The following is a 19,397-nucleotide window of genomic DNA, read 5'->3' as shown; positions in this document are numbered from 1 at the left end:
TGAAATACAAAACGCCCGATGCGGTGCATCGGGCGTTCTAGCGTCTGGATACTGTCAACCTATTCCAGGACTTGACACCGACGGTGCTCGGCATGCGGCAGTGCGCCGCTCGCCCGACGTCATTCGGTATCGCTGTCCTGCTCGTCGAGCGTCTGCTTCGGCGGCGGCGGGCGCTTGCCGATCACGACGTTCACGTCGAACTCCTTGCCCTTGCGCACGACGTGCACCTTGGTCGGCGTGCCCGGCTTGATCTGCGCGACGGTGTTCAACAGCTTCGTCGTGTCGGTGATCTCGTCGCCGTTGACCGAGACCAGGATGTCGCCCGGCTTGATGCCGGCCTTGTCGGCCGGGCCGCCCTGCAGCACGCCGGCGACGATCGCGCCCGATTTCTGCGACAGCCCGAACGACTCGGCGATCTCCGGTGTGACGTCCTGTGGCTCGACGCCGATCCAGCCGCGCGTGACCGAGCCCGTCGTGATGATGCTTTCGAGCACCGTGCGTGCGGTCGACACGGGGATGGCGAAGCCGATCCCGAGCGAGCCGCCCGAGCGCGAGTAGATCGCCGTGTTGATGCCGAGCAGGTTGCCGTTCACGTCGACCAGCGCGCCGCCCGAGTTGCCCGGGTTGATCGGTGCGTCGGTCTGGATGAAGTTCTCGAACGTGTTGATGCCGAGGTGGTTGCGGCCCAGCGCGCTGATGATCCCCATCGTGACCGTCTGGCCGACGCCGAACGGGTTGCCGATCGCGAGCACGACGTCGCCGACGCGCGACTGGTCGGAGCGGCCGAGCGTGATCGTCGGCAGGTTCGTCATGTTGATCTTCAGCACCGCGAGATCGGTCTCGGGATCGCTGCCGATCACCTTCGCGGTGGCCGTGCGGCCGTCGGCGAGCGCGACTTCGATCTGGTCGGCGCCGTCCACGACGTGCTGGTTCGTTAGAATGTAACCTTCAGGGCTCACGATAACGCCCGAGCCAAGGTTGGCGGCCGGTTCGTCCTGCTGCTTGCGGGCGTTGCGGTCGCCGAAGAAGTAGCGGAACAGCGGATCTTTCGCGCGCGGGTCGGGCGGCAGTGAGCCGTCCTTGCTGGAGAAGACGTTGACGACGGCCGGCATCGCCTTTTGCGCGGCCTCGGCGTACGACGTGGTCGCCGGCGCGCCGCCGATGCCCGGCGCGACTTCCCGCAGCGCAACGATCGGCGTGGCGAGCTGCTTGCCGAGCTGTCCTTGCCGTTGCAGCCATTGCGGCTTGAGCGTCACGACGATGAACATCAGCGCGAGCAGTACGGTAACCGCCTGCGCGAAGAACAGCCAGAAGCGTCTAAGCATCTGAATGGATTAGAGGTTTATATGGATCGGATCGAACTTGAATTGTACTTGAACAATACCCTTGAAACCGCGCGCTTCAAGGACTATTGCCCGAATGGCCTCCAGGTCGAGGGGCGCCGCAAGATCGAGAAGATCGCCACCGGCGTGACGGCGTCGGTCGCGTTTCTCGAAGCCGCGCTCGAATGGGGGGCGGATGCCGTGCTCGTCCATCACGGCTATTTCTGGCGCAACGAGCCGCCACAGATCACGGGCCGCAAGTACCAGCGGCTGAAGCTGCTGCTCGCGAACGACCTGAATCTGTTCGCGTTCCACCTGCCGCTCGACGCGCATCCCGAATTCGGCAACAACGCGCAGCTCGGCGAGCGGCTCGGGCTGATCGGCGAGCAGCGTTTCGGCGAAGGCGACCTCGGCTGGATGGCGACGCTGCCGATGCCCGTCACGCTCGAGCACTTCGTCGCGAAGGTCGAGCGCACGCTCGGCCGCACGCCGCTCGTGCTCGGCGATTTGGACACGCAGCTGCGTCGCATTGCGTGGTGCACGGGCGCCGCGCAAAGCTATTTCGATGCGGCGATCGATGCCGGCGCCGACGTGTTCCTGACCGGCGAGGTGTCCGAATACGTGACGCATACGGCCGCCGAGAGCGGCGTCGCGTTCGTTGCGGCAGGGCACCATGCGACCGAACGCTACGGAATCCAGGCACTGGGTGCCCACTTGTCCGAAGAATTCGATATCGAACACCTTTTTATCGATATCCATAACCCGGTCTGAATGCCGGATTTGCGGCAGCGCATCGAAATTTCACAATGTAGCGGATGCTTAAAAGTGAAATGATTTAATCGCTCCGATAGTGGGGGAAAACCCTTAACTATCAATCACTTCGAAGGGATTTTCATCTCCGGGCCTTGTAAATGGCGACTCCATTCGAGCAAACTAGCGGCGGAATGGAAAGTCGTGACGGAAAATCCAACTCAGAAGTGGGGCGTGTGATGCGAGACAAGGAAGAGAAACGCGTCGACAGCGGCCGCCGTACCTGGCTGATTGCGACATCCGTAGCAGGTGGCGTAGGAGGCGTAGCCACCGTCATACCTTTCGCGGCGTCGCTTGCGCCGTCCGCGAAAGCGAAAGCGGCCGGTGCACCGGTCGAAGTCGACATCAGCGGGCTGAAGCCCGGTGAAATGGTCACCGTGCCGTGGCGCGGCAAGCCGGTGTGGATCCTGAACCGCACCGACGCGATGCTGGCCGACGTGGTCAAGGCCGACAAGGAAGTGGCCGATCCGACCACCGAAAAGCCCTATACGATGCCGTTGCCCGCGTATTGCGCGAACGAATATCGCTCGCGGGCCGATCGCAAGAACATTCTCGTCGTGATGGCCGTGTGTACGCACCTCGGCTGCACGCCAAGCCAACGCTTCACGCCGGGTCCGCAGCCGAACCTGCCGGACGACTGGCCGGGCGGCTTCCTGTGCCCGTGCCATGGTTCGACCTACGACCTCGCCGGCCGTGTGTTCAAGAACAAGCCGGCGCCTCAGAATCTCGACATCCCGCCCTACATGTTCACGTCGGCGACGACCCTCGTGATCGGCAAGGACGAGAAAGGAGAAGCGTGATGGCCGACAACAAGGAAGTCTCCACGACAGGTCTCACCGGCTGGATCGATCAGCGCTTCCCGCTCACGTCCACCTGGAAGAAGCACGTTTCCGAGTACTACGCGCCGAAGAACTTCAACTTCTGGTACTTCTTCGGCTCCCTCGCGCTGCTGGTGCTCGTCAACCAGATCGTCACGGGCATCTTCCTGACGATGAACTACAAGCCCGACTCGACGCTCGCGTTTGCGTCGGTCGAGTACATCATGCGCGAGGTGCCGTGGGGCTGGCTGATCCGCTACATGCACTCCACGGGCGCGTCGATGTTCTTCGTGGTCGTCTACCTGCACATGTTCCGCGGGCTGCTTTACGGGTCGTACCGCAAGCCGCGCGAACTCGTGTGGATCTTCGGCTGCGCGATCTTCCTGTGCCTGATGGCCGAGGCGTTCTTCGGCTACCTGCTGCCGTGGGGCCAGATGTCGTTCTGGGGCGCGCAGGTGATCGTGAACCTGTTCTCGGCGATCCCGTTCGTCGGCCCCGACCTGTCGCTGTGGATTCGCGGCGACTACGTGGTGTCGGACGTCACGCTGAACCGCTTCTTCGCGTTCCACGTGATCGCGATTCCGCTCGTGCTGGTCGGCCTCGTGATCGCGCACCTGGTCGCGCTGCATGAAGTGGGCTCGAACAACCCGGACGGCATCGAGATCAAGGCGAAGAAGGACGCGAACGGCGTGCCGCTCGACGGCATTCCGTTCCATCCGTACTACTCGGTGCACGATTTCCTCGGCGTGTGCGTGTTCCTGATGGTGTTCGCGCTGATCGTGTTCTTCTCGCCGGAGATGGGCGGCTACTTCCTCGAGGCGAACAACTTCGTCCCGGCGAACCCGCTGCAGACGCCGCCCGAGATCGCGCCGGTCTGGTACTTCACCGCGTTCTACGCGATGCTGCGCGCAACCACCGACCCGTTCAAGATCGTGCTGATGATCGTGATCGCGCTGCTCGGCGTGCTCGCGCTGATCCGCGCGCGCGGCAAGTGGAAGGCCGGGCTGCCGGTGCTGGCCGCGGCGATCGTCGTATTCATGTACCTGACGGAGTCGAAGTTCTGGGGTGTCGTCGTGATGGGTTCGGCGGTGATCACGCTGTTCTTCCTGCCGTGGCTCGACCGCAGCCCGGTGAAGTCGATCCGCTACCGGCCGCTGTTCCACAAGGTGTTCCTCGGGATCTTCGTCGCCGCGTTCCTGACCCTCGCGTTCCTCGGCACACGGCCGCCATCGCCGGTCGCGACGCTGATCGCGCAGGGCTGCGCGCTGATCTACTTCGCGTTCTTCCTCGGCATGCCCGTCTGGACGCCGCTTGGCACGTTCAAGCAGCCGCCGGAGCGGGTGCGCTTCAAGCCCCATTAACGTGAGCGAGGAGAGAACGACATGAAGAAACTGCTTTCGACACTCGCGCTGATCGGGGCGACCGCGTGTGCGCTGCTGGTGGCGCCGGCGGTTCGGGCGGAAGGTAATTTTCCGCTCGACCGGGCGCCCGATAACACGGAAAATCTCGTTTCGCTTCAGCACGGCGCGCAATTGTTTGTAAACTATTGCCTGAACTGCCACAGCGCGAACCTGATGCGCTACAACCGTCTGACGGATCTGGGCATATCCCAGAAGGAGATCGAAACGAATCTCCTGTTCACGACCGACAAGGTCGGGAGCACGATGTCCGTCGCGATGCGCCCTGAAGACGCGAAGAACTGGCTCGGCACCTCGCCGCCCGACCTGTCGGTCGAGGAGCGGGCGCGCGGCCGCGACTGGCTGTATACGTATCTGCGCAGCTTCTATCGCGACGATACACGGCCGACCGGCTGGAACAACGCGGTGTTCGAGAACGTCGGCATGCCCCATGTCCTGTGGCAGATGCAGGGGCAGCGCACCGCCAAATTCGAAGACAAGACGGACGAGGAGACGGGCGAGAAGGTCCATACGCTCGTCGGCTTCCAGCAGGTCACGCCGGGGACATTGTCCGCGGTGGATTATGATGCTGCGGTTGCCGACCTGGTGGCGTACATGACCTGGATGTCCGAGCCGGCTCAGCAGACCCGCAAACGCCTCGGCGTATGGGTGCTGATCTTTCTCGGTGTCCTGACTTTCCTGGCCTGGCGGCTCAATGCCGCATACTGGAAAGATATCAAGTAATCACGCCTGACCGGCGTGGGGCCGGCGCAAGGTGGAACCCCGGAAGGGGTTCGCCGCGTGCCGGCCCTCGGCTTTTTTGAGGAAACGCAAACATGATGGTTCTGTATTCCGGCACAACTTGCCCGTTCTCCCAGCGTTGCCGGCTGGTGCTGTTCGAGAAGGGCATGGACTTCGAAATCCGTGACGTCGACCTGTTCAACAAGCCGGAAGACATTTCGGTGATGAACCCGTACGGTCAGGTGCCGATTCTGGTCGAGCGCGACCTGATCCTGTACGAATCGAACATCATCAACGAGTACATCGACGAGCGCTTCCCGCATCCGCAACTGATGCCGGCCGACCCCGTGCAGCGCGCACGTGCACGCCTGTTCCTGCTCAACTTCGAGAAGGAACTGTTCGTCCACGTCAGCACGCTCGAGAACGAGAAGGGCAAGGCAGCGGAGAAGAACCACGAGAAGGCACGCCTCGCGATCCGCGATCGCCTGACGCAACTCGCGCCGATCTTCGTGAAGAACAAGTACATGCTCGGCGAAGAGTTCTCGATGCTCGACGTCGCGATCGCACCGCTGCTGTGGCGTCTGGATCACTACGGCATCGAGCTGTCGAAGAACGCCGCGCCGCTGATGAAGTACGCGGAACGGATCTTCAGCCGTCCGGCGTATATCGAAGCACTGACGCCGTCCGAAAAGGTCATGCGTCGTTAATGTTGCAGGCATGACGGAGAGGGCGGCGCGGCGTGCCGCGCCCCCGCTCCGGGTTCGAGGATTGTGATGCAAGAGATTTCAACGAAGCCTTATCTGCTGCGCGCGCTGTACGAGTGGTGCACCGATAACGGTTACACGCCGCATATCGCGGTGAGGGTCGACAACTCGACGCGCGTGCCGCGTCAGTTCGTGCGTGACGGCGAGATCGTGCTCAACATCAGCTTCGAGGCGACGAGCCAGTTGCAGATGGGCAACGAGTGGATCGAATTCACGGCCCGGTTCTCCGGGAAAGCGCACAAGATCGAGATTCCGGTTGCCAACGTGCTCGCGATCTATGCGCGCGAGAACGGGCAGGGCATGGCGTTCCAGGTCGATGCGGTCGCGGGCGAAGGCGAGGATTCTGGCGCGTTCGACGACGAAGCTGCGCAGGCCGACGACGTGCAGCGTGATGAGTCTTCGTCGACGCTGACACCGGTTGCCGAGCGCGGCGCGAACGAGGAGCCGTCCGAAGGTGCCGACGAACCGCCGAAAACTGACGGCGACGGCTCGAAAGGTGGCAGCAGACCTCGCCTCAAGATCGTGAAATGAGGTAGAATCTCGCGCTACGCCGGCTTAGCTCATCTGGTAGAGCAGTTGATTTGTAATCATCAGGTGGCGGGTTCGAGTCCTGCAGCCGGCACCATATCTGACAAGGGGTTACGCGATGTTTGCGTAGCCCCTTCGCGTTTCCGGAACATCGCTCGCCTGTCCAGCACGGCGTGGCGGTGCTCGCAGGCCCGCTCGTTCGCGATTACGAACGGGCACGAATGGGTCGCGGTGCGAAGACCAGCCGTCGCCGGGCCGGCGCACTCCGCAACGACAATTCCGACAGGAATCGACCGTGAAGTCCTCTCGAATTCCCGAGCTTGACCTGTTTCGCTTCGTTGCCGCAGTGGCCGTCGTGTTCTTTCACTACGCGTTCCGGGGATACGCGGCCGACGACATGACCACCATGCACTATCCGGCACTCGAGCCGGTCGCGAAGTACGGCTACCTCGGCGTGCACCTGTTTTTCATGATCAGCGGTTTCGTGATCCTGATGACGGCGGGTGACGGAAGCATCAAGCGGTTCATCGCGTCGCGCGCCTCCCGCCTGCTGCCGGCTTTCTGGGCCTGCTGCACGATCACCTTTCTCGTGACGCTCGCGATCGGGGGCGATCGTTTCGTTGCGACGTGGCCGCAATACCTCGTGAACATGGTGATGCTCGGCGGCGGATTCGGCACCGACTCGATCGACGGCGCGTATTGGTCCCTGGGGGCGGAGCTGCGGTTCTACCGGCTGGTCGGGATCCTGCTCCTCATTGGCCAGATCCGTCGCGCCGAGCGCTGGCTGTTCGCATGGCTGATTGCGACTGTGTGGGTCGAGTGGCACCAGATCGTCAAGCTCCAGGCGTTCCTGGTCACGGATTATGCGGGCTTCTTCATCGCGGGTGCCGCCATCTTCCTGATCCGCGAGCGTGGCCTGTCGCCGTCGCGCATCCTGCTCGTCGGTGCGGCCTGGGTGCTGTCGCTTTACCACGAATCCCGACTCCTGCCGTATTTCAGCGAGCACCTCAAGCATCCGCTGAATCCGGCAATCGTGGCGATCGTGATGACCGCGTTCTTCGTCGTGATGCTCGTGCTCGCGTTGCGTCGCACGCCGATGCTCGCCAGCCCGCGGTGGGTCTGGTTCGGCGCGGTCAGCTATCCGCTGTACCTGATTCATCAGCACGTCGGCTACATGCTGTTCAATCGAGTGGGCACGGCTGTCGATCCGGTCGCGATGTTTTGGGCCGTGGTCGCAGCGGCGATCGTGGCCGCGCTGTTGGTGCACGTGGTCGTCGAGAAGCCCATTGCGGGCCCGCTCAAACGTGGGCTGCTGCACGTGTTCGACGCGTTGCAACGTTGCTTGCCGGTGCTGCCAGGACGTCGGCCGCGGAGCAACGACGATCGGCGCGACGATCTTCCGGGGCAAGCGCCTCGCACTTAGCGCGCCGCCTTGCCCGGCCGTCGGTGGCTTGACGGGTGTCGTCAGGCGCTTCCGACGGCTGATCTGCGGGGCGGTGGATACAGTGTGTTCGTGCGAACGTGCTGGGTGTGGCGCGGCTTTGCAAATGCGCCGTCCATGTTCTGTCGGAACGTGATCCTGTTGCCCCGGTCGCAAGCCAACACCGGTTGGCCGACGAGGTGCGTGGCAAGACGATTGCCGCGGTGATCTGCAATTCAGGGTTGAAGGATCTGTCGACGGATCTTGGGGCGGCTGATTGCGTACGGGGGCGCGGCGCGCTCGTGCTCGAATGTTGCCGGCTCCGCGAGATTCGACTGCATTCACGCGCAATATTCCGAAACATAGGGCGACGCAATGTTTGCATGGCCCTTTGTCGTATTCAAGTTTCCTTTGCTAGGGACGCGTTCGGTAGCGCGCGTGAATATTCGTGTCGATGTTTTTTCGGGTGCTCATTTTTTTAAATCATTGCTTGGTACTGCTGAGATATTTATAAAAATCGGGTGGATGAATCACGATCGATATTTATCTTGTCCTGCAGGTGGATTGTCACGATGGGTATCATGTGCGGCTGGAGTGTTTTCGCAGCACATATGCCTCGTGGCGAATTGAGCGCGGGAGAATGGATGAAGCGACTGTTGATAGTGCCAACCCTGGAAGCCGTTCTGGCGTTTGTTGTGTCGATCATCGTGACGGTGACGCCTGCGCGCGCGGATACCGCAACGCAGAAAGATGCCGCGGTGTCGAATACGAACGAAGGTGTTGCGCCGTTTGTAGCGCAAGTTGTCGGACTCGAGTGGCTGAACCCACTGCAGCGGCGCGACTATCCAACTGAATGGCAGGTTTTGTGGACCATGGGGCTCGCTAAACCCAATAAAAACGACGACATGGTTCGGACGGATCCGAAGTCGTTTACGACGCTACAGTCGGTCGCAGGTGTGGCGTATGGCAATCAAGGCACTGAAACGTTCCAAGGTTTCTACCACAAATACGTCAGTAAGCTGCTTGGGTTGTTCGGTGATCGCTATGTGATGAACGCCAAGTATTTCTACACGGTCAAGTCCAGGAATAAGGATGACTGGCGCGAGTTGGCAGGTATCCGCGTGGAGTTTGCCGTGCCGGATAGATTGGATGCTGGCGAGGCTCAGGCCTATCTGCAACAGAGCATCGTCAGTGAATTCAACATCGGGAATAAATACTTCCTGGATCTTTGGAGCAAAAATACCCCTCCCGACGTCCACGTCAACAAGGGCGGTGCAAACGCCGGCTTTACGTCGCTGAACCGCGCACTGGATTACCTGCAGGCGAACCCGGACAAGAGCGCGTGGGTGATGAACTGGGACGCGCCGAGCTTCCCGCCGAAAGACGCGCAGATCAACGAGAACATGGTGGTGCTGTTTCTCGTCGGGCCGAACTTCAAGACGGAGCGTGAACCGCTGGCGTGGATCGGCCGAGCGGCGACGGGCAACGTCAAGGACTACGAGGCGAAGGCCGGCACCACGCGTACGGTACAGGCGTGGAAGGCCACGATCGACAGCGCGGCGCGCAACGCGGGCGTGACGGTGCCGTCGCTGAACTTCGTGGTGCACGATGCAGGTCGCGGAGGCGAGGCGGCGTCGGAGCGGATCGGCGCGTTGTCGCAGACGTTGACGGAAGTGCTGCCGGACTACAACTTCAGCAAGCAGACGTTCAATACGCCGGCACTGCTGGGTCCGATGGGAGCGGGTACGGCATTGACGGACGTGGTGCTGGCGATCGGGCGAGCGAATCACTTCGGTGAGAAGGTGCTGGTGGCGGGGACGACGGATGCGCAGCATCCGACGGCGGTGGTAGTGGTGCCGCCGTCGAAAGTCACGGCGATCGATCCGGACAAGGACTGGTTCCGCGCGCGGGGCGAGAACAATGCGTATCTGCCGTGGTGGGGGCGTCGCCACGACACGGACTACGGCATGCAGGGCTATTCCTACTGACCGGACAACTGACCATGCGAGGAATCATTCGAGTGGGCGACGTCCACAGTCACGGTGGCTATGTCGAGACAGGGGCGCCAAACAGCGATGTCATGGGCCGTGCACCTGCACGCGTCGGTGACCGCTGTACGTGCCCGTTACATGGACCGTGTGTTGTCGTCGAGGGCGATGGGCAGTTCGACATCGAGGGGGCGCATGCGGCGTTCGAAGGTCACAAGACTTCATGCGGCGCCGTGCTGATTTCATCGTTGCCGACGTCGGGACGCTCGTGATTCGGACGGAGCCCGGTCTTCCGGGTTGACAAGGTGATCGTCAGCGGCGAAAGCCATGTCGCCTATGTCCCTGCGCCGATCTGCATCACATGCGCGGCGCGCAGTGCATCGCCGAGTATCTTTCCCATCGCCGCCCCGCATTGCTTCGCGAGACTGTCGGAATCGACGCACGTGTCGCCATCGGCGCGCGCCTTGTAGATCGGCTTGAACGTGTAGCGCGTCCCTGCCGGCTTTTCGTCGGTCGGCGCGACTGGCGTCATCTTGACGTCGGATACGGTCATCTGCCACGTCGCACTCACGGGCGTGTCGTTGCGGCGCAAGTCGGACGCCGTGTACAGGCGAACCAGGTGACTCGGATGCATCGCGTCCAGCGCATGCGGTATCGGATCGACGAACTTCATGACGTCGAGCTCGACGAGCTGCGTCGGGATGTCCGTCAGCGTGCCCTGGATGCCTTCGCCGAGTCCTGCCAGATAGGCGCGGCCCTCGCTGCCGAATGACGGCGAATCGAAGATCTTGCCGTCCACGACGATCAGGATCCCGCTCGCGTGCGTCGGCGTGATGCCGGCCACGCTCTCGTCGACGAGATTCGGCGTGGTCACGCAGCCGCTCACGAGCGCTGCGACCACGCACGTTGTCATTCCACGTAGTGTTTTCATGACGGGTCTGCCGGATGGGGCGCCGTGTTTGTGCGATGCCACGCCGCCGAATGCGGGATGTTCGCGTGATTGTGTTGGATGCGGCGCGGTTTGCCAACGCGTCGTCCAAGATCTGTCAGAACGTAATCCTGTCGCCCCGGCCGCCAGCCGCCCCGCATCACATCTGCCTGAACAACCCCGCATACGCCCGACTGACCGGCAGCATCTCGCGCTGTCCGTGCACGTGAATCCGCAACCTTCCCAGCAGATCGCGCTCGACACGATCGATCGCTGCATACGCAACGATCACGCCGCGATGCACCTGCGCGAACCGCTCCGGATCGAGCCGCTGCATCAGTTCCTTCAACGGCGTGCGAATCACGAGTCGTTCGCCAGCCGTGACGACTTCGGTGTATTTCTCCGATGCCTGGAAATACAACACGTCATCGACCGATACGAGCCGCGTCGCATCCTTTACGCCCACGGTCAGCCAGCGGATCGGCGCCGCTTCTCTCGCTTGCGCCGCCTGCGTGAGCGCATCGGTTTGCGCGAGCGCCGGCCCGCCGCGCTGCAGTTTCGCGATACAGCGCAGCAGCCGCTCGTCCGTCACCGGCTTCAGCAGGTAGTCGACCGCGGCACGATCGAACGCATCGACCGCATATTCGTCGTAGGCCGTGACGAACACGACATGCACGTCGGGTACGAGCGCAGCGAGCTTCAGCCCGTCGATGCCGGGCATGCGGATGTCGAGAAACGCGATGTCCGGGCGTGGCGACGCGTTCAGCGCGGCCAGCGTTTCGATGCCGTTGCGCGGCATCGCGACGATGTCCAGTTCGGGCCAGAGCGTGCCCAGCCGCTGCGCGAGCGACGCGGACAGGTTCGGTTCGTCATCGGCGATGAGGGCGGTCGGCATGTCAGTCGATCGGAATCAGCAAGGTCGCGGTGACGCCATGCGCGGCGGCGGTGTTCGTCTCGACGGAGACGCGGCCGCGCTCGCCGTGCAGCGTCCGGATGCGCGCCATTACGTTGGCCAGCCCGACGCCGCCATGCAGGCGCGTGTCGCCGTTGCCGAGGCCGACACCCGTATCGATCACGTTCAGTTCGAGCCGGTCGCCGCGCATCCGGCCGCGAATCACGATCACGCCGCCGTCGATCGACGGCTCGATTCCGTGCAGCAGCGCATTTTCGACGAGCGGTTGCAGTAGCAGCGGCGAGAACGGCAGCGCGTGCAGATCCGCCGGCACGTCGATCGCATACGAAAGCCGCTCGCCGAGGCGGATCGACGCGATCTTCAGCAACGCCTCGACGAGTTCGAGTTCCTCGCCGAGCGTCGACGTCGCATCGCGCGTGCGTCGCAGGCTCGCACGGAGGTAGCGGTTCAGGCTGTCGAGCATCGTCGATGCGCGAGCCGGATCGCGCTCGATCAGGCTCTGCACGTTCGCGAGCGTATTGAACAGAAAGTGCGGCTCGATCTGCGCCTGCAACAGCGCCAGGCGCGCGGCCGTCTCGGCCTGGCGCGCTTCGGCGGCTTCGCGGCGCTCGGTCTCGAGCGTCGCACGCATGCGCATGGACTGCAGGAACAGCGACACGCACACGAACAGGATCGCCGAGATGAGCAACGACGGCCCGTAGTTGTCCCACGTTCCGATGCGGGCGCGCCCGAACACGTGCGGCACGTTCCCGCCGACGATCGTTGCCGAGATCTCGAAACCGATAAGCACGCTGGCCGGCGCGATCACGAGGGTCTTCAATGCGAGCCCGGGCTTGCGCGGCAGCAGCCGGTCGGCGGCATAGCTGAACAGCAGCGCGCAGAAACCGATCGCGTTGGCGACGACGAGGTAGGGCAGCAGCGGTTCGTTGAAATGGATGGCCCAGAACCCCAGCCCGACGACCGAGTTGAAGCACGCAAACGCGAGCAGCGCGGCCGGGTCGCGCAGCAGCCGCGGCGGGGCGCCGGCGGGTGGCTGCGGAATCGGCGATGGGTCGGATGTGGCTCGCATGGTGTCGGGTGAGGGAAGGCGCGCGATGCGCCGATGGCCTGACCTTACTGCCGGTCGGGCCGACCGCGTGCGGATTGCGACGAACGGCGCGCGGCTTCGACGAAGTGCTTCGGCCGCCGACGGTTGGCCCGTTTCCGTCACGAGTGTAGTGGAAGGGGCTGCGGAAGGACACGGGGTGTTGCCGGTTTCGCGTCGGGCACGACGCGCCGACTGTCCCGGCGAAGGCGGACCTTTCGGTCCGGACGACGCCGGTTGCCGGATGCCGCGCGCGTCGGTCGTCCCGATTCGCTGAACGATCGTCGCCGCGACGCGCAACTCGTCTGCGAATTCCTGCCTCCCGTCGCAAGCCGTACCGCCTGTCGGGGCCGGGCAGTACGGTGTTGCCGTGTCCACTTCGATCAGGCGACTCCGACCATGTCCACGCTCCTTCACCTGAAGCCTTACGTGTACGTCATGTTTTGCGTGCTGCTCTATATCGGCATCAAGCGCTGTTTCCCGCGCGAGGTGCCGGCTGCACGACCGCTGATCTCGCCGGTCGCTTTTGGCATGCTCGGCATCGTCAGCCTGAACGGACTCTTCCCGCATGCCGGCATCGACGCGAACGCGATCGCACTGGCAGCCGTCCTGGGGGGCGCGGCGCTGGGCTGGCTGCACGCGGGCCGGTGGCGGCTCGAGTACCGTCCGGCGTCGTCGGGCCTGCGCGTGCGCCTGCCCGGCGACGCGAGCCTGCTCGTCACGCTGATGCTGACGTTCGTCGCCGAAACGGGCATCCATTACGCGGTCGCCGTGCATGCACCGTGGGCGGCGACGAGCGGCTTCGTGATGCTGTCGTTCGCGGTATGGGGCGTGCTCATCGGGATGACACTTGGGCGCGCGGTGAACGTGGTTATGCGCTGCATGCGCCATGCGAACGGATCGGGGCGTGGGGGTTTCCCGTATTCGGTCGATCCGCGATGAAGGGCGCGAAACGGCGCGCGAGCGGGCAACTGACGGCCTGACAAGCGATGCGGCTCGTCTTCGTCAATCGTAGGGGCATCGAACCGAAACGGCATATGACGCGCATCGATTTGCGCCCCGTTTTCCTGTCACGGTCACGTCATGGTGCGCCCATAACGTTGCACGTTCCCGTCGCGGCGGCACCGCCGGACCGGGAACGTGCGCAACCTGCTCGCGACGACGTGCCCGCGTCGCAGTCGGGGGCCGATCGGGATCTCGCTCCCGACGGCGCAGTGGTCATGCATCGCGCCATTTCATTCGAAAATACGATCGACGCCGGCTCGAACCGGACCGCGGACGATCAGGAGACAGAGACCATGCTGAGTCCGCATGAATTCTCGATGCTGTTGCGCGTCGCGCGTGCGCCGGACAGCGTCGATCCGTCGAATCCGGCCTTCGCCGTGCTGGTCGAGAAGCGGCTGGTTGACGATACGCAGGTGCGCATGAATGCCGTGGCGGCGCGCCCGGCGCTGACGCCGATCGGCCAGATGCTGCTGGCGCGCTTCGACGAAGCGGCCTGAGGGGAAGCGTCACGCCTTCATCGAGACGAAGGGCGTGACGCGTTCAGTGCCGGGCCGTTTACTGCGCGACCGGCACGGTCACGTCGCTGCCGAACCAGTGCATCGAGATCTTCTTCAGCGTGCCGTCCTTGCGCAGCGAGTCGAGCGCGTCGTTGATCGCCTTCTCGAACTTCGGGTTGCCCTTGCGGAACGGGATCGCCATTTCCTGCTTGCCGCCGTTCAGCACCGCGCCCGCGCGCAGCGGCAGGTTGGACGTCTTGATCATGTACGGCAGCATCAGGCGATCGTCGAGCGTCGCCTCGATCCGGCCCGCGGCGAGGTCGCGCAGCTTCTCCGGCGCGCCCGGATACGTCTGCACCTCGATGCCCGGCACGGTGCGTGCCATCTGGTCATAGTTGGTACCGAGCGTCACACCGAGCTTCTTGCCCTTGAAGTCGTCGAGCGACTTGAAGTTGCGCGTGTCGTCCTTGCGCTGGATCAGCTGCGCGGCCGAGTACGTGTACGGCTGGCTGAAATCGAGCGCTTCCTTGCGCTGCGGCGTGATCGTGACCTGGTTGACGATCACGTCGAACTTGCCGGCCTGCAGGCCGGCGATGATGCCGCTCCATTCGGTCGGGACGAACTGCGTCTTCACGCCGAGCTTGCCGGCGACAGCGTTCGCGACGTCGACGTCGAAGCCCTCGAGCTGGCCCGACGTGCCGCGCGAGTTGAACGGCGGATAGGTGCCTTCGAGGCCGACCCGGAGCACGCCGGCTTTCTTGACCGAGTCGAGCAGGTCGTCCGCGTGCGCGGCGACGGCCGTGAATCCGAGGGCCGACGCGAGCAGCAGGCCCGATAGCAGGAACTTCGAACGTTTCATCGCAGATCTCCAGTGGTCAGCGGGGTGTGGGGTAAGCGCCGGGCGCCGGTCGGGCGCGGCGGGCAGCAATACGGGCACGTAGACACTACTCGCAACCGCGCCGCGCTGGAAGTCGAATTGGCCCTGATTGAGATCGATTTCATGGATGCGGCGGACGGCTGGCGTGGCGGCTGCCCACCCCACGTTCCCTGTTTCGAAAACATCGGATTCAATGGAAAGACGCCAATGCGAACCGAAAGGAATCGGAGATAGGAGGGAGCGTGGAACGTAAATTGGTGGACTATCCGATGCATGCCCCGTTAGTGAGGCATATCTACGACGCATTGATCCATGATCACTTTGAGGAACTGGTGCGCCAGGGACTCGCCGCACCAGGCACGGCATCGGAGTACCGAGCTGCGCTGAGATCCTGCTTGTGTGGGGAGGCGGTTCGTCCGATCCCGGATGAGGCGCTGATGAATGGTTACGTATTCGAAATTGGCGGACACCAATCGGACGGGCTATCGATCGAGGTACCCATCTTCTCGGAAGGGGGGCGTTCGGACGCGTTCATGATCTTTCGAGTGAAGAAGGACAACGCGGCACAGCCGATGCTGTATCTGTACGACATACTGGTGCCGTGAAGCGGGCTCTGGAGAGCGAAATAGACAGGGCGGCGCGATAACTGACACCGGTACGATGATCCGGTGTCGTGGCGCTGCGTGTCGATGGATCCGATCGGACTCGCGAGGGGGCAACGTCTTCCAGTACGCACCCAATCCTGTGCAGTGGATCGATCCGCTTGGGCTGAATGGTCAGCCTCTTCCCCGGGGCCGCTGGGGGTAACTCGATTGATAACCACCGTTTGAAAGAGCCGGAAATAAGCTCAATCCCCCGGGATTTCCGTCCTGCCTGGTTGTTGTTCCTGCTGCAGTTCAACTGATGAGGGATGCCTTTCCGAAGACTGCGAGCTTGCTGACGACAGCAGAAACTGTTGCATCAGGTACGGCATCTCTATGGGTGCACGCGATGGCCGCCGTGTAGCTGGATGGGGTGACATTGAACGTGTAGACGGTGGCCAAGGCTGCACTGGCCGGTGCGGATGCATATCCAAATGCAAATCGGGCATCAGAACTCAAAAAGGTTGCAGAGATTCTCGGAAATTGTGGGGAATCTGGTGCGACTCATATTTCTAAGTAAACAGCGATGGTGATCCAGTTTTCTGAAATTATTGATGCGCTGCTGCAGTTTAATGGTGGTGATCCAGGTAGGTTGATTCGCGGTGAGGATGAAAGCAAGCTGCTGCTCGAGGATGGGGATTTCGACGTTGTGGGGGAAGGTTCAGATTTTCATGCGTGTGAAAAAAATATACATGTTAATCATGGGAATAGGGAGATTGCTTCGCTGTATAAGTTATATTACCTTGGGGCGAATTGTGTTGGAAGTTCGGTCGATTTTGGCCCGGGTGTAGGGTTGATGGCTTTGCTCAAGAAAATTTTGGGCGGCCGTAAATTCAATTCGCTGAAGGATGATGCCCATCTCTATTTCTCTGATGACAGAAAAGATGGCGCAATTTTGATGGGTAAGTGTTCTGTTATCCGGTTCGGCCGAAGAAGTGTAAGGTCGGGGTATGCGGTCCTGGGGGTGGATTATGCATCCGTTGGAAATAAAAGATTGATAACGTGGAATATAGAGGCCACAATGGATCGGCTCGATGAGAAGCCGTTGGGTAGTTTCAGGAAATATTCTCCCGAGTACGGGAAATTGGTCCATCTCTACTTCAGCTGATTGCGCTGATGTGAAGTATGGAGACTCGTTTCACCAGCGTTATCCGCATAGTCAGCGATCTCGCGATATGGGATCTTCAGAACATCGGCACTGACTATCGATAGCGCTCACGCTCCGTGCTTCGTTCGCAGTCTGAATCCTCCGTACCTTCCGGGGGGGCGACGGAAGGTGATGCCGGGAATTTGAGAATCAAACTGCTAATCGATTCAGGAGTCGCCACGATGGCGTAGATTTGCTTCTTGAGCCGTGCTCAAAAGCAAGTGCTATCGTTCATATCTCGGTACGCCAAGCGGCAAGATCAAGGTTTATACAGTCATGGGAGGTGCGCGTGAGCTATAGCCAAGATGATATTCTGGAGTTGGTGACCAGATATCCAAGTGACTGCTTGTTCAGAGGGGATTGCTTCAAGATATTTGGTCTGGCTTTGGCTGAATTTAAGAGACTGTCAAAGGATCGGTGGCCTTTAAGTTGCTACAAAGTTTCGGTCGATGTTGGAGGTGATGAGAGTTTGGTCGCGGTCACATTTGCCCCTCTTCCGGCATATGAAGTCGATGGGGTGCCATTTGAGGTTGCGGACCGGGGAATGTATCGGAATGGGCGTGGTGTAACGTATATTTACGCGATTGAAGGTGAGGCGCTGCTGAAGACGGTCTACATGCGTTAGTGGAAAAGGGTTGAATTTGAGCCAATTAGATTCAATTACTCGGAAAATCTACTTGTTCTTGAGGTGACTCCATCGGAAGCGTTCGTGCGAGCGCAAGCCGAGCACAAGGTCGAAATTGCTTTGGATGGGGCGAGATGATCGGTCTCACGAAGTCGTGCGATTCGTCCGTGCCAAAGTGCCAGGCCACAAACCCACAAATCTTGTGCGCACTCGTTTCGTGTGAGTACATCGCGAAGAAATTGGAACTCCTTCATTATAATGAGTGAATTTTCGTTCTTAAGCATATGTGTCGCCATTGGTTTTGCTGTCGTGTGGTCGATCATCCTTCTGAGAAGAATTGCGGGGCGGAGGAAAGTTGCCGGGAGTGATGTAGCGGCGTGGATCAAGAACGTTATCGATTCGCTCTTCGGGATGGGATAGTGCGGCAAGCCGATCTCATGCCGCTGTGACTTGTAGATGCAGCTTCCAGGCCAGGCCTCAGTGCACGTCCATCACGAAAATGGAGAAAGAATAAATGGACATCCCGAAGACAAGGAGTCCCCGTGATTCACATTTTGACTGGGAGAGGTTTTCACGCCTCGTGATCGATTCGTATGGGAGTTTCGAGTCGCCGGACTACTCTTTCGTAAAATTGCGTTTTTCGGTAGCAAAATACCCGGACGTGATTCGGTTTCTTGAGGGGAACTACGATTTCTCGGAAGATACGGAACCCAACTCCGACGTGAGTTATGGGTATTTGTTGACGGGTGATGTCGATGAATTCATATTGCGGGTGTCGCTTGTTGGTCCGTACTATTACTTGTCGTCATTGTCACCGGATGGAAGTCAAAGGCCACCGAAAATTGACTATCCGACAACCAGTTCCATGATCCCGTTGATAAGGCATATGAAGAGGGTTGGCATGATCTTCACCCCTGTTGACGTGTTGAATAAAAGATTTGCTTTCGGTGGTCAGTATTCAAGCGCCTATTCGATTATTTATTGTTACGGGGATGAACCCTCCTGGATACAAGGTTAGAAGATGTGGCGCCTTTCGTGAGCGCTTGAGGCAGCTGGCCGTTTTCGAAAGATTGAGTTGAGAAGTGAACGGAACGATGGGTTGGCGGGTTATTGCCATCGCCGCTCTGTAGACTATTTGGATGGTCCGCGAGCGCCGCGCTCTCGGTGCGATTGACGGGGCCATCTCACGAAATTGGGACGGAGCGCCATGTTGCAACACAATTGCAGGGTCAGGGATGTATAGGCGGCGCATATGCAGCGAAGCGTCGAGCCAAGTGTTCAACCAGGAGGTGCTGGCGTGAGTAAGTGGGTTGCGGAAGACATGCTCCTCGAGATATCTAAAATATGTAAATGTTTCTCGGAAAATAATTTCGAGAAATTGATTTTCGATGAAAATCTCGATGTCAAGGCATCGGAGGGCATCAAGAGAGGGATTTTGGAGTATCTGTGTGGGGATGTTCTGGATGAACGTGCGCTAAAAAGGGTTGGCATTCCTGATCGCGAATACATCATTGAGCGCGCGAATTTGTATGAAGTCGACCCTGGAGCGCCATCGGAGCTAAGCAAGAGAATTCAGCTTGATTTGATAATAGATGGCGTTGAGAGTGATCTGACTCTTGTTGTGTACGCATATAAGCGGGTTGAAGGGAGTGGCATTCGCGTCTATGGTGTTCGGACGTTGTAGGGTGAGTGAGATATTGCGATCGAAATGGAAACTTCACGCTTCTGGGTCAATCGTTCTTGGCGAGAGCATACAATCGCTCAATTGGCGAGATTGTTGCTGACAGCGCGAACGCGACAATCACGGATCGTATGCGCTGGTACGTAATTGTCGCCGGTCAGTTATACGTCGGGCAGCGGTACGGGATTCACCCCAGGTGAGAATTTTCAGC

Annotated in this window: 21 protein-coding genes and 1 tRNA gene; 17 read left to right on the top strand and 5 right to left on the bottom strand. The window is 60.8% G+C overall.

Features of this window, described 5'->3' with window-relative positions:
* Window positions 1–119: 119 nt before the first annotated feature.
* Window positions 120–1,325: a Do family serine endopeptidase gene (locus BDO18943_RS18850; protein ID WP_043191754.1), complete on the bottom strand. Its 1,206-nt coding sequence runs from the start codon at window positions 1,323–1,325 to the stop codon at window positions 120–122.
* A 21-nt stretch (window positions 1,326–1,346) separates the two neighbouring features.
* Between BDO18943_RS18850 and BDO18943_RS18845 the strand changes: the two genes are divergently transcribed.
* The 10 genes from BDO18943_RS18845 to BDO18943_RS18800 all read left to right on the top strand — a co-directional run bounded on the left by BDO18943_RS18845 (window position 1,347) and on the right by BDO18943_RS18800 (window position 10,060).
* Window positions 1,347–2,093 carry a Nif3-like dinuclear metal center hexameric protein gene (locus tag BDO18943_RS18845; RefSeq protein WP_089449776.1) on the top strand — a complete coding sequence of 249 codons (747 nt, stop codon included), beginning with the start codon at window positions 1,347–1,349 and terminating at the stop codon, window positions 2,091–2,093.
* A 218-nt stretch (window positions 2,094–2,311) separates the two neighbouring features.
* Window positions 2,312–2,932: a ubiquinol-cytochrome c reductase iron-sulfur subunit gene (petA, locus tag BDO18943_RS18840; protein WP_011350741.1), complete on the top strand. Its 621-nt coding sequence runs from the start codon at window positions 2,312–2,314 to the stop codon at window positions 2,930–2,932.
* Window positions 2,929–4,311 (top strand): cytochrome b, encoded by a 1,383-nt coding sequence (locus BDO18943_RS18835; RefSeq protein ID WP_175023552.1) that lies wholly within the window; start codon window positions 2,929–2,931, stop codon window positions 4,309–4,311. Before petA ends, BDO18943_RS18835 begins: the two co-directional genes overlap by 4 nt.
* 21 nt (window positions 4,312–4,332) lie before the next feature.
* Window positions 4,333–5,091, top strand: a complete 759-nt coding sequence (locus tag BDO18943_RS18830) for a cytochrome c1 (protein ID WP_043191744.1) — start codon at window positions 4,333–4,335, stop codon at window positions 5,089–5,091.
* 92 nt (window positions 5,092–5,183) lie between these two features.
* Window positions 5,184–5,795 (top strand): glutathione S-transferase N-terminal domain-containing protein, encoded by a 612-nt coding sequence (locus tag BDO18943_RS18825; protein ID WP_006400565.1) that lies wholly within the window; start codon window positions 5,184–5,186, stop codon window positions 5,793–5,795.
* Window positions 5,796–5,861: 66 nt separating this feature from the next.
* The gene (locus BDO18943_RS18820) at window positions 5,862–6,383 is read left to right on the top strand and encodes a ClpXP protease specificity-enhancing factor (RefSeq protein WP_043191742.1); all 522 of its coding nucleotides are present in this window, start codon (window positions 5,862–5,864) and stop codon (window positions 6,381–6,383) included.
* An 18-nt stretch (window positions 6,384–6,401) separates the two neighbouring features.
* A tRNA-Thr gene (locus tag BDO18943_RS18815) sits at window positions 6,402–6,477 on the top strand.
* A gap of 198 nt (window positions 6,478–6,675) precedes the next feature.
* The gene (locus BDO18943_RS18810; RefSeq protein WP_235996101.1) at window positions 6,676–7,803 is read left to right on the top strand and encodes an acyltransferase family protein; all 1,128 of its coding nucleotides are present in this window, start codon (window positions 6,676–6,678) and stop codon (window positions 7,801–7,803) included.
* A gap of 578 nt (window positions 7,804–8,381) precedes the next feature.
* Window positions 8,382–9,788 (top strand): virulence factor, encoded by a 1,407-nt coding sequence (locus BDO18943_RS18805; protein ID WP_235996102.1) that lies wholly within the window; start codon window positions 8,382–8,384, stop codon window positions 9,786–9,788.
* A gap of 14 nt (window positions 9,789–9,802) precedes the next feature.
* Window positions 9,803–10,060, top strand: coding sequence for a PAAR domain-containing protein (locus BDO18943_RS18800; RefSeq protein WP_175023550.1), 258 nt, complete (start codon window positions 9,803–9,805; stop codon window positions 10,058–10,060).
* A gap of 62 nt (window positions 10,061–10,122) precedes the next feature.
* On the opposite strand, the gene BDO18943_RS18795 is transcribed toward BDO18943_RS18800, so the two are convergent.
* From BDO18943_RS18795 to BDO18943_RS18785, 3 genes are all read right to left on the bottom strand, one after another.
* Entirely contained in the window at window positions 10,123–10,719 is a 597-nt protein-coding gene (locus tag BDO18943_RS18795; protein WP_175023549.1) for a hypothetical protein, read from the bottom strand.
* A 157-nt stretch (window positions 10,720–10,876) separates the two neighbouring features.
* Entirely contained in the window at window positions 10,877–11,611 is a 735-nt protein-coding gene (locus BDO18943_RS18790; protein WP_175023548.1) for a LytR/AlgR family response regulator transcription factor, read from the bottom strand.
* A gap of 1 nt (window position 11,612) precedes the next feature.
* Window positions 11,613–12,635, bottom strand: a complete 1,023-nt coding sequence (locus BDO18943_RS18785; protein ID WP_374101781.1) for a sensor histidine kinase — start codon at window positions 12,633–12,635, stop codon at window positions 11,613–11,615.
* A 477-nt stretch (window positions 12,636–13,112) separates the two neighbouring features.
* On the opposite strand from BDO18943_RS18785, the gene BDO18943_RS18780 reads away from it, so the two are divergent.
* Window positions 13,113–13,655, top strand: a complete 543-nt coding sequence (locus BDO18943_RS18780) for a hypothetical protein (protein ID WP_175023547.1) — start codon at window positions 13,113–13,115, stop codon at window positions 13,653–13,655.
* A gap of 356 nt (window positions 13,656–14,011) precedes the next feature.
* Complete coding sequence (locus BDO18943_RS18775; protein WP_011350748.1) at window positions 14,012–14,215, top strand: hypothetical protein; 204 nt, start codon at window positions 14,012–14,014, stop codon at window positions 14,213–14,215.
* 58 nt (window positions 14,216–14,273) lie between these two features.
* Here BDO18943_RS18775 and BDO18943_RS18770 read toward each other — a convergent pair whose 3' ends face one another.
* Window positions 14,274–15,074, bottom strand: coding sequence for a transporter substrate-binding domain-containing protein (locus tag BDO18943_RS18770; protein ID WP_089449787.1), 801 nt, complete (start codon window positions 15,072–15,074; stop codon window positions 14,274–14,276).
* A gap of 260 nt (window positions 15,075–15,334) precedes the next feature.
* On the opposite strand from BDO18943_RS18770, the gene BDO18943_RS18765 reads away from it, so the two are divergent.
* The 5 genes from BDO18943_RS18765 to BDO18943_RS18745 all read left to right on the top strand — a co-directional run bounded on the left by BDO18943_RS18765 (window position 15,335) and on the right by BDO18943_RS18745 (window position 19,189).
* Window positions 15,335–15,697, top strand: a complete 363-nt coding sequence (locus BDO18943_RS18765; RefSeq protein ID WP_175023546.1) for a hypothetical protein — start codon at window positions 15,335–15,337, stop codon at window positions 15,695–15,697.
* Window positions 15,698–16,259: 562 nt separating this feature from the next.
* Entirely contained in the window at window positions 16,260–16,841 is a 582-nt protein-coding gene (locus tag BDO18943_RS18760; protein WP_175023545.1) for a hypothetical protein, read from the top strand.
* 328 nt (window positions 16,842–17,169) lie between these two features.
* Window positions 17,170–17,505: a hypothetical protein gene (locus BDO18943_RS18755; RefSeq protein ID WP_175023544.1), complete on the top strand. Its 336-nt coding sequence runs from the start codon at window positions 17,170–17,172 to the stop codon at window positions 17,503–17,505.
* Window positions 17,506–18,019: 514 nt separating this feature from the next.
* A complete protein-coding gene (locus BDO18943_RS18750) occupies window positions 18,020–18,523 on the top strand; it encodes a hypothetical protein (protein WP_175023543.1) in 504 nt (167 codons plus the stop codon).
* A gap of 279 nt (window positions 18,524–18,802) precedes the next feature.
* Entirely contained in the window at window positions 18,803–19,189 is a 387-nt protein-coding gene (locus BDO18943_RS18745; RefSeq protein ID WP_175023542.1) for a hypothetical protein, read from the top strand.
* Window positions 19,190–19,397: the final 208 nt, after the last annotated feature.

This window comes from Burkholderia aenigmatica (assembly GCF_902499175.1).
Classification (GTDB): Bacteria; Pseudomonadota; Gammaproteobacteria; order Burkholderiales; family Burkholderiaceae; genus Burkholderia; species Burkholderia aenigmatica.
The sequence above is the reverse complement of the archived record's forward strand: the minus strand, read 5'-3'. Positions and strand labels throughout refer to the sequence as shown.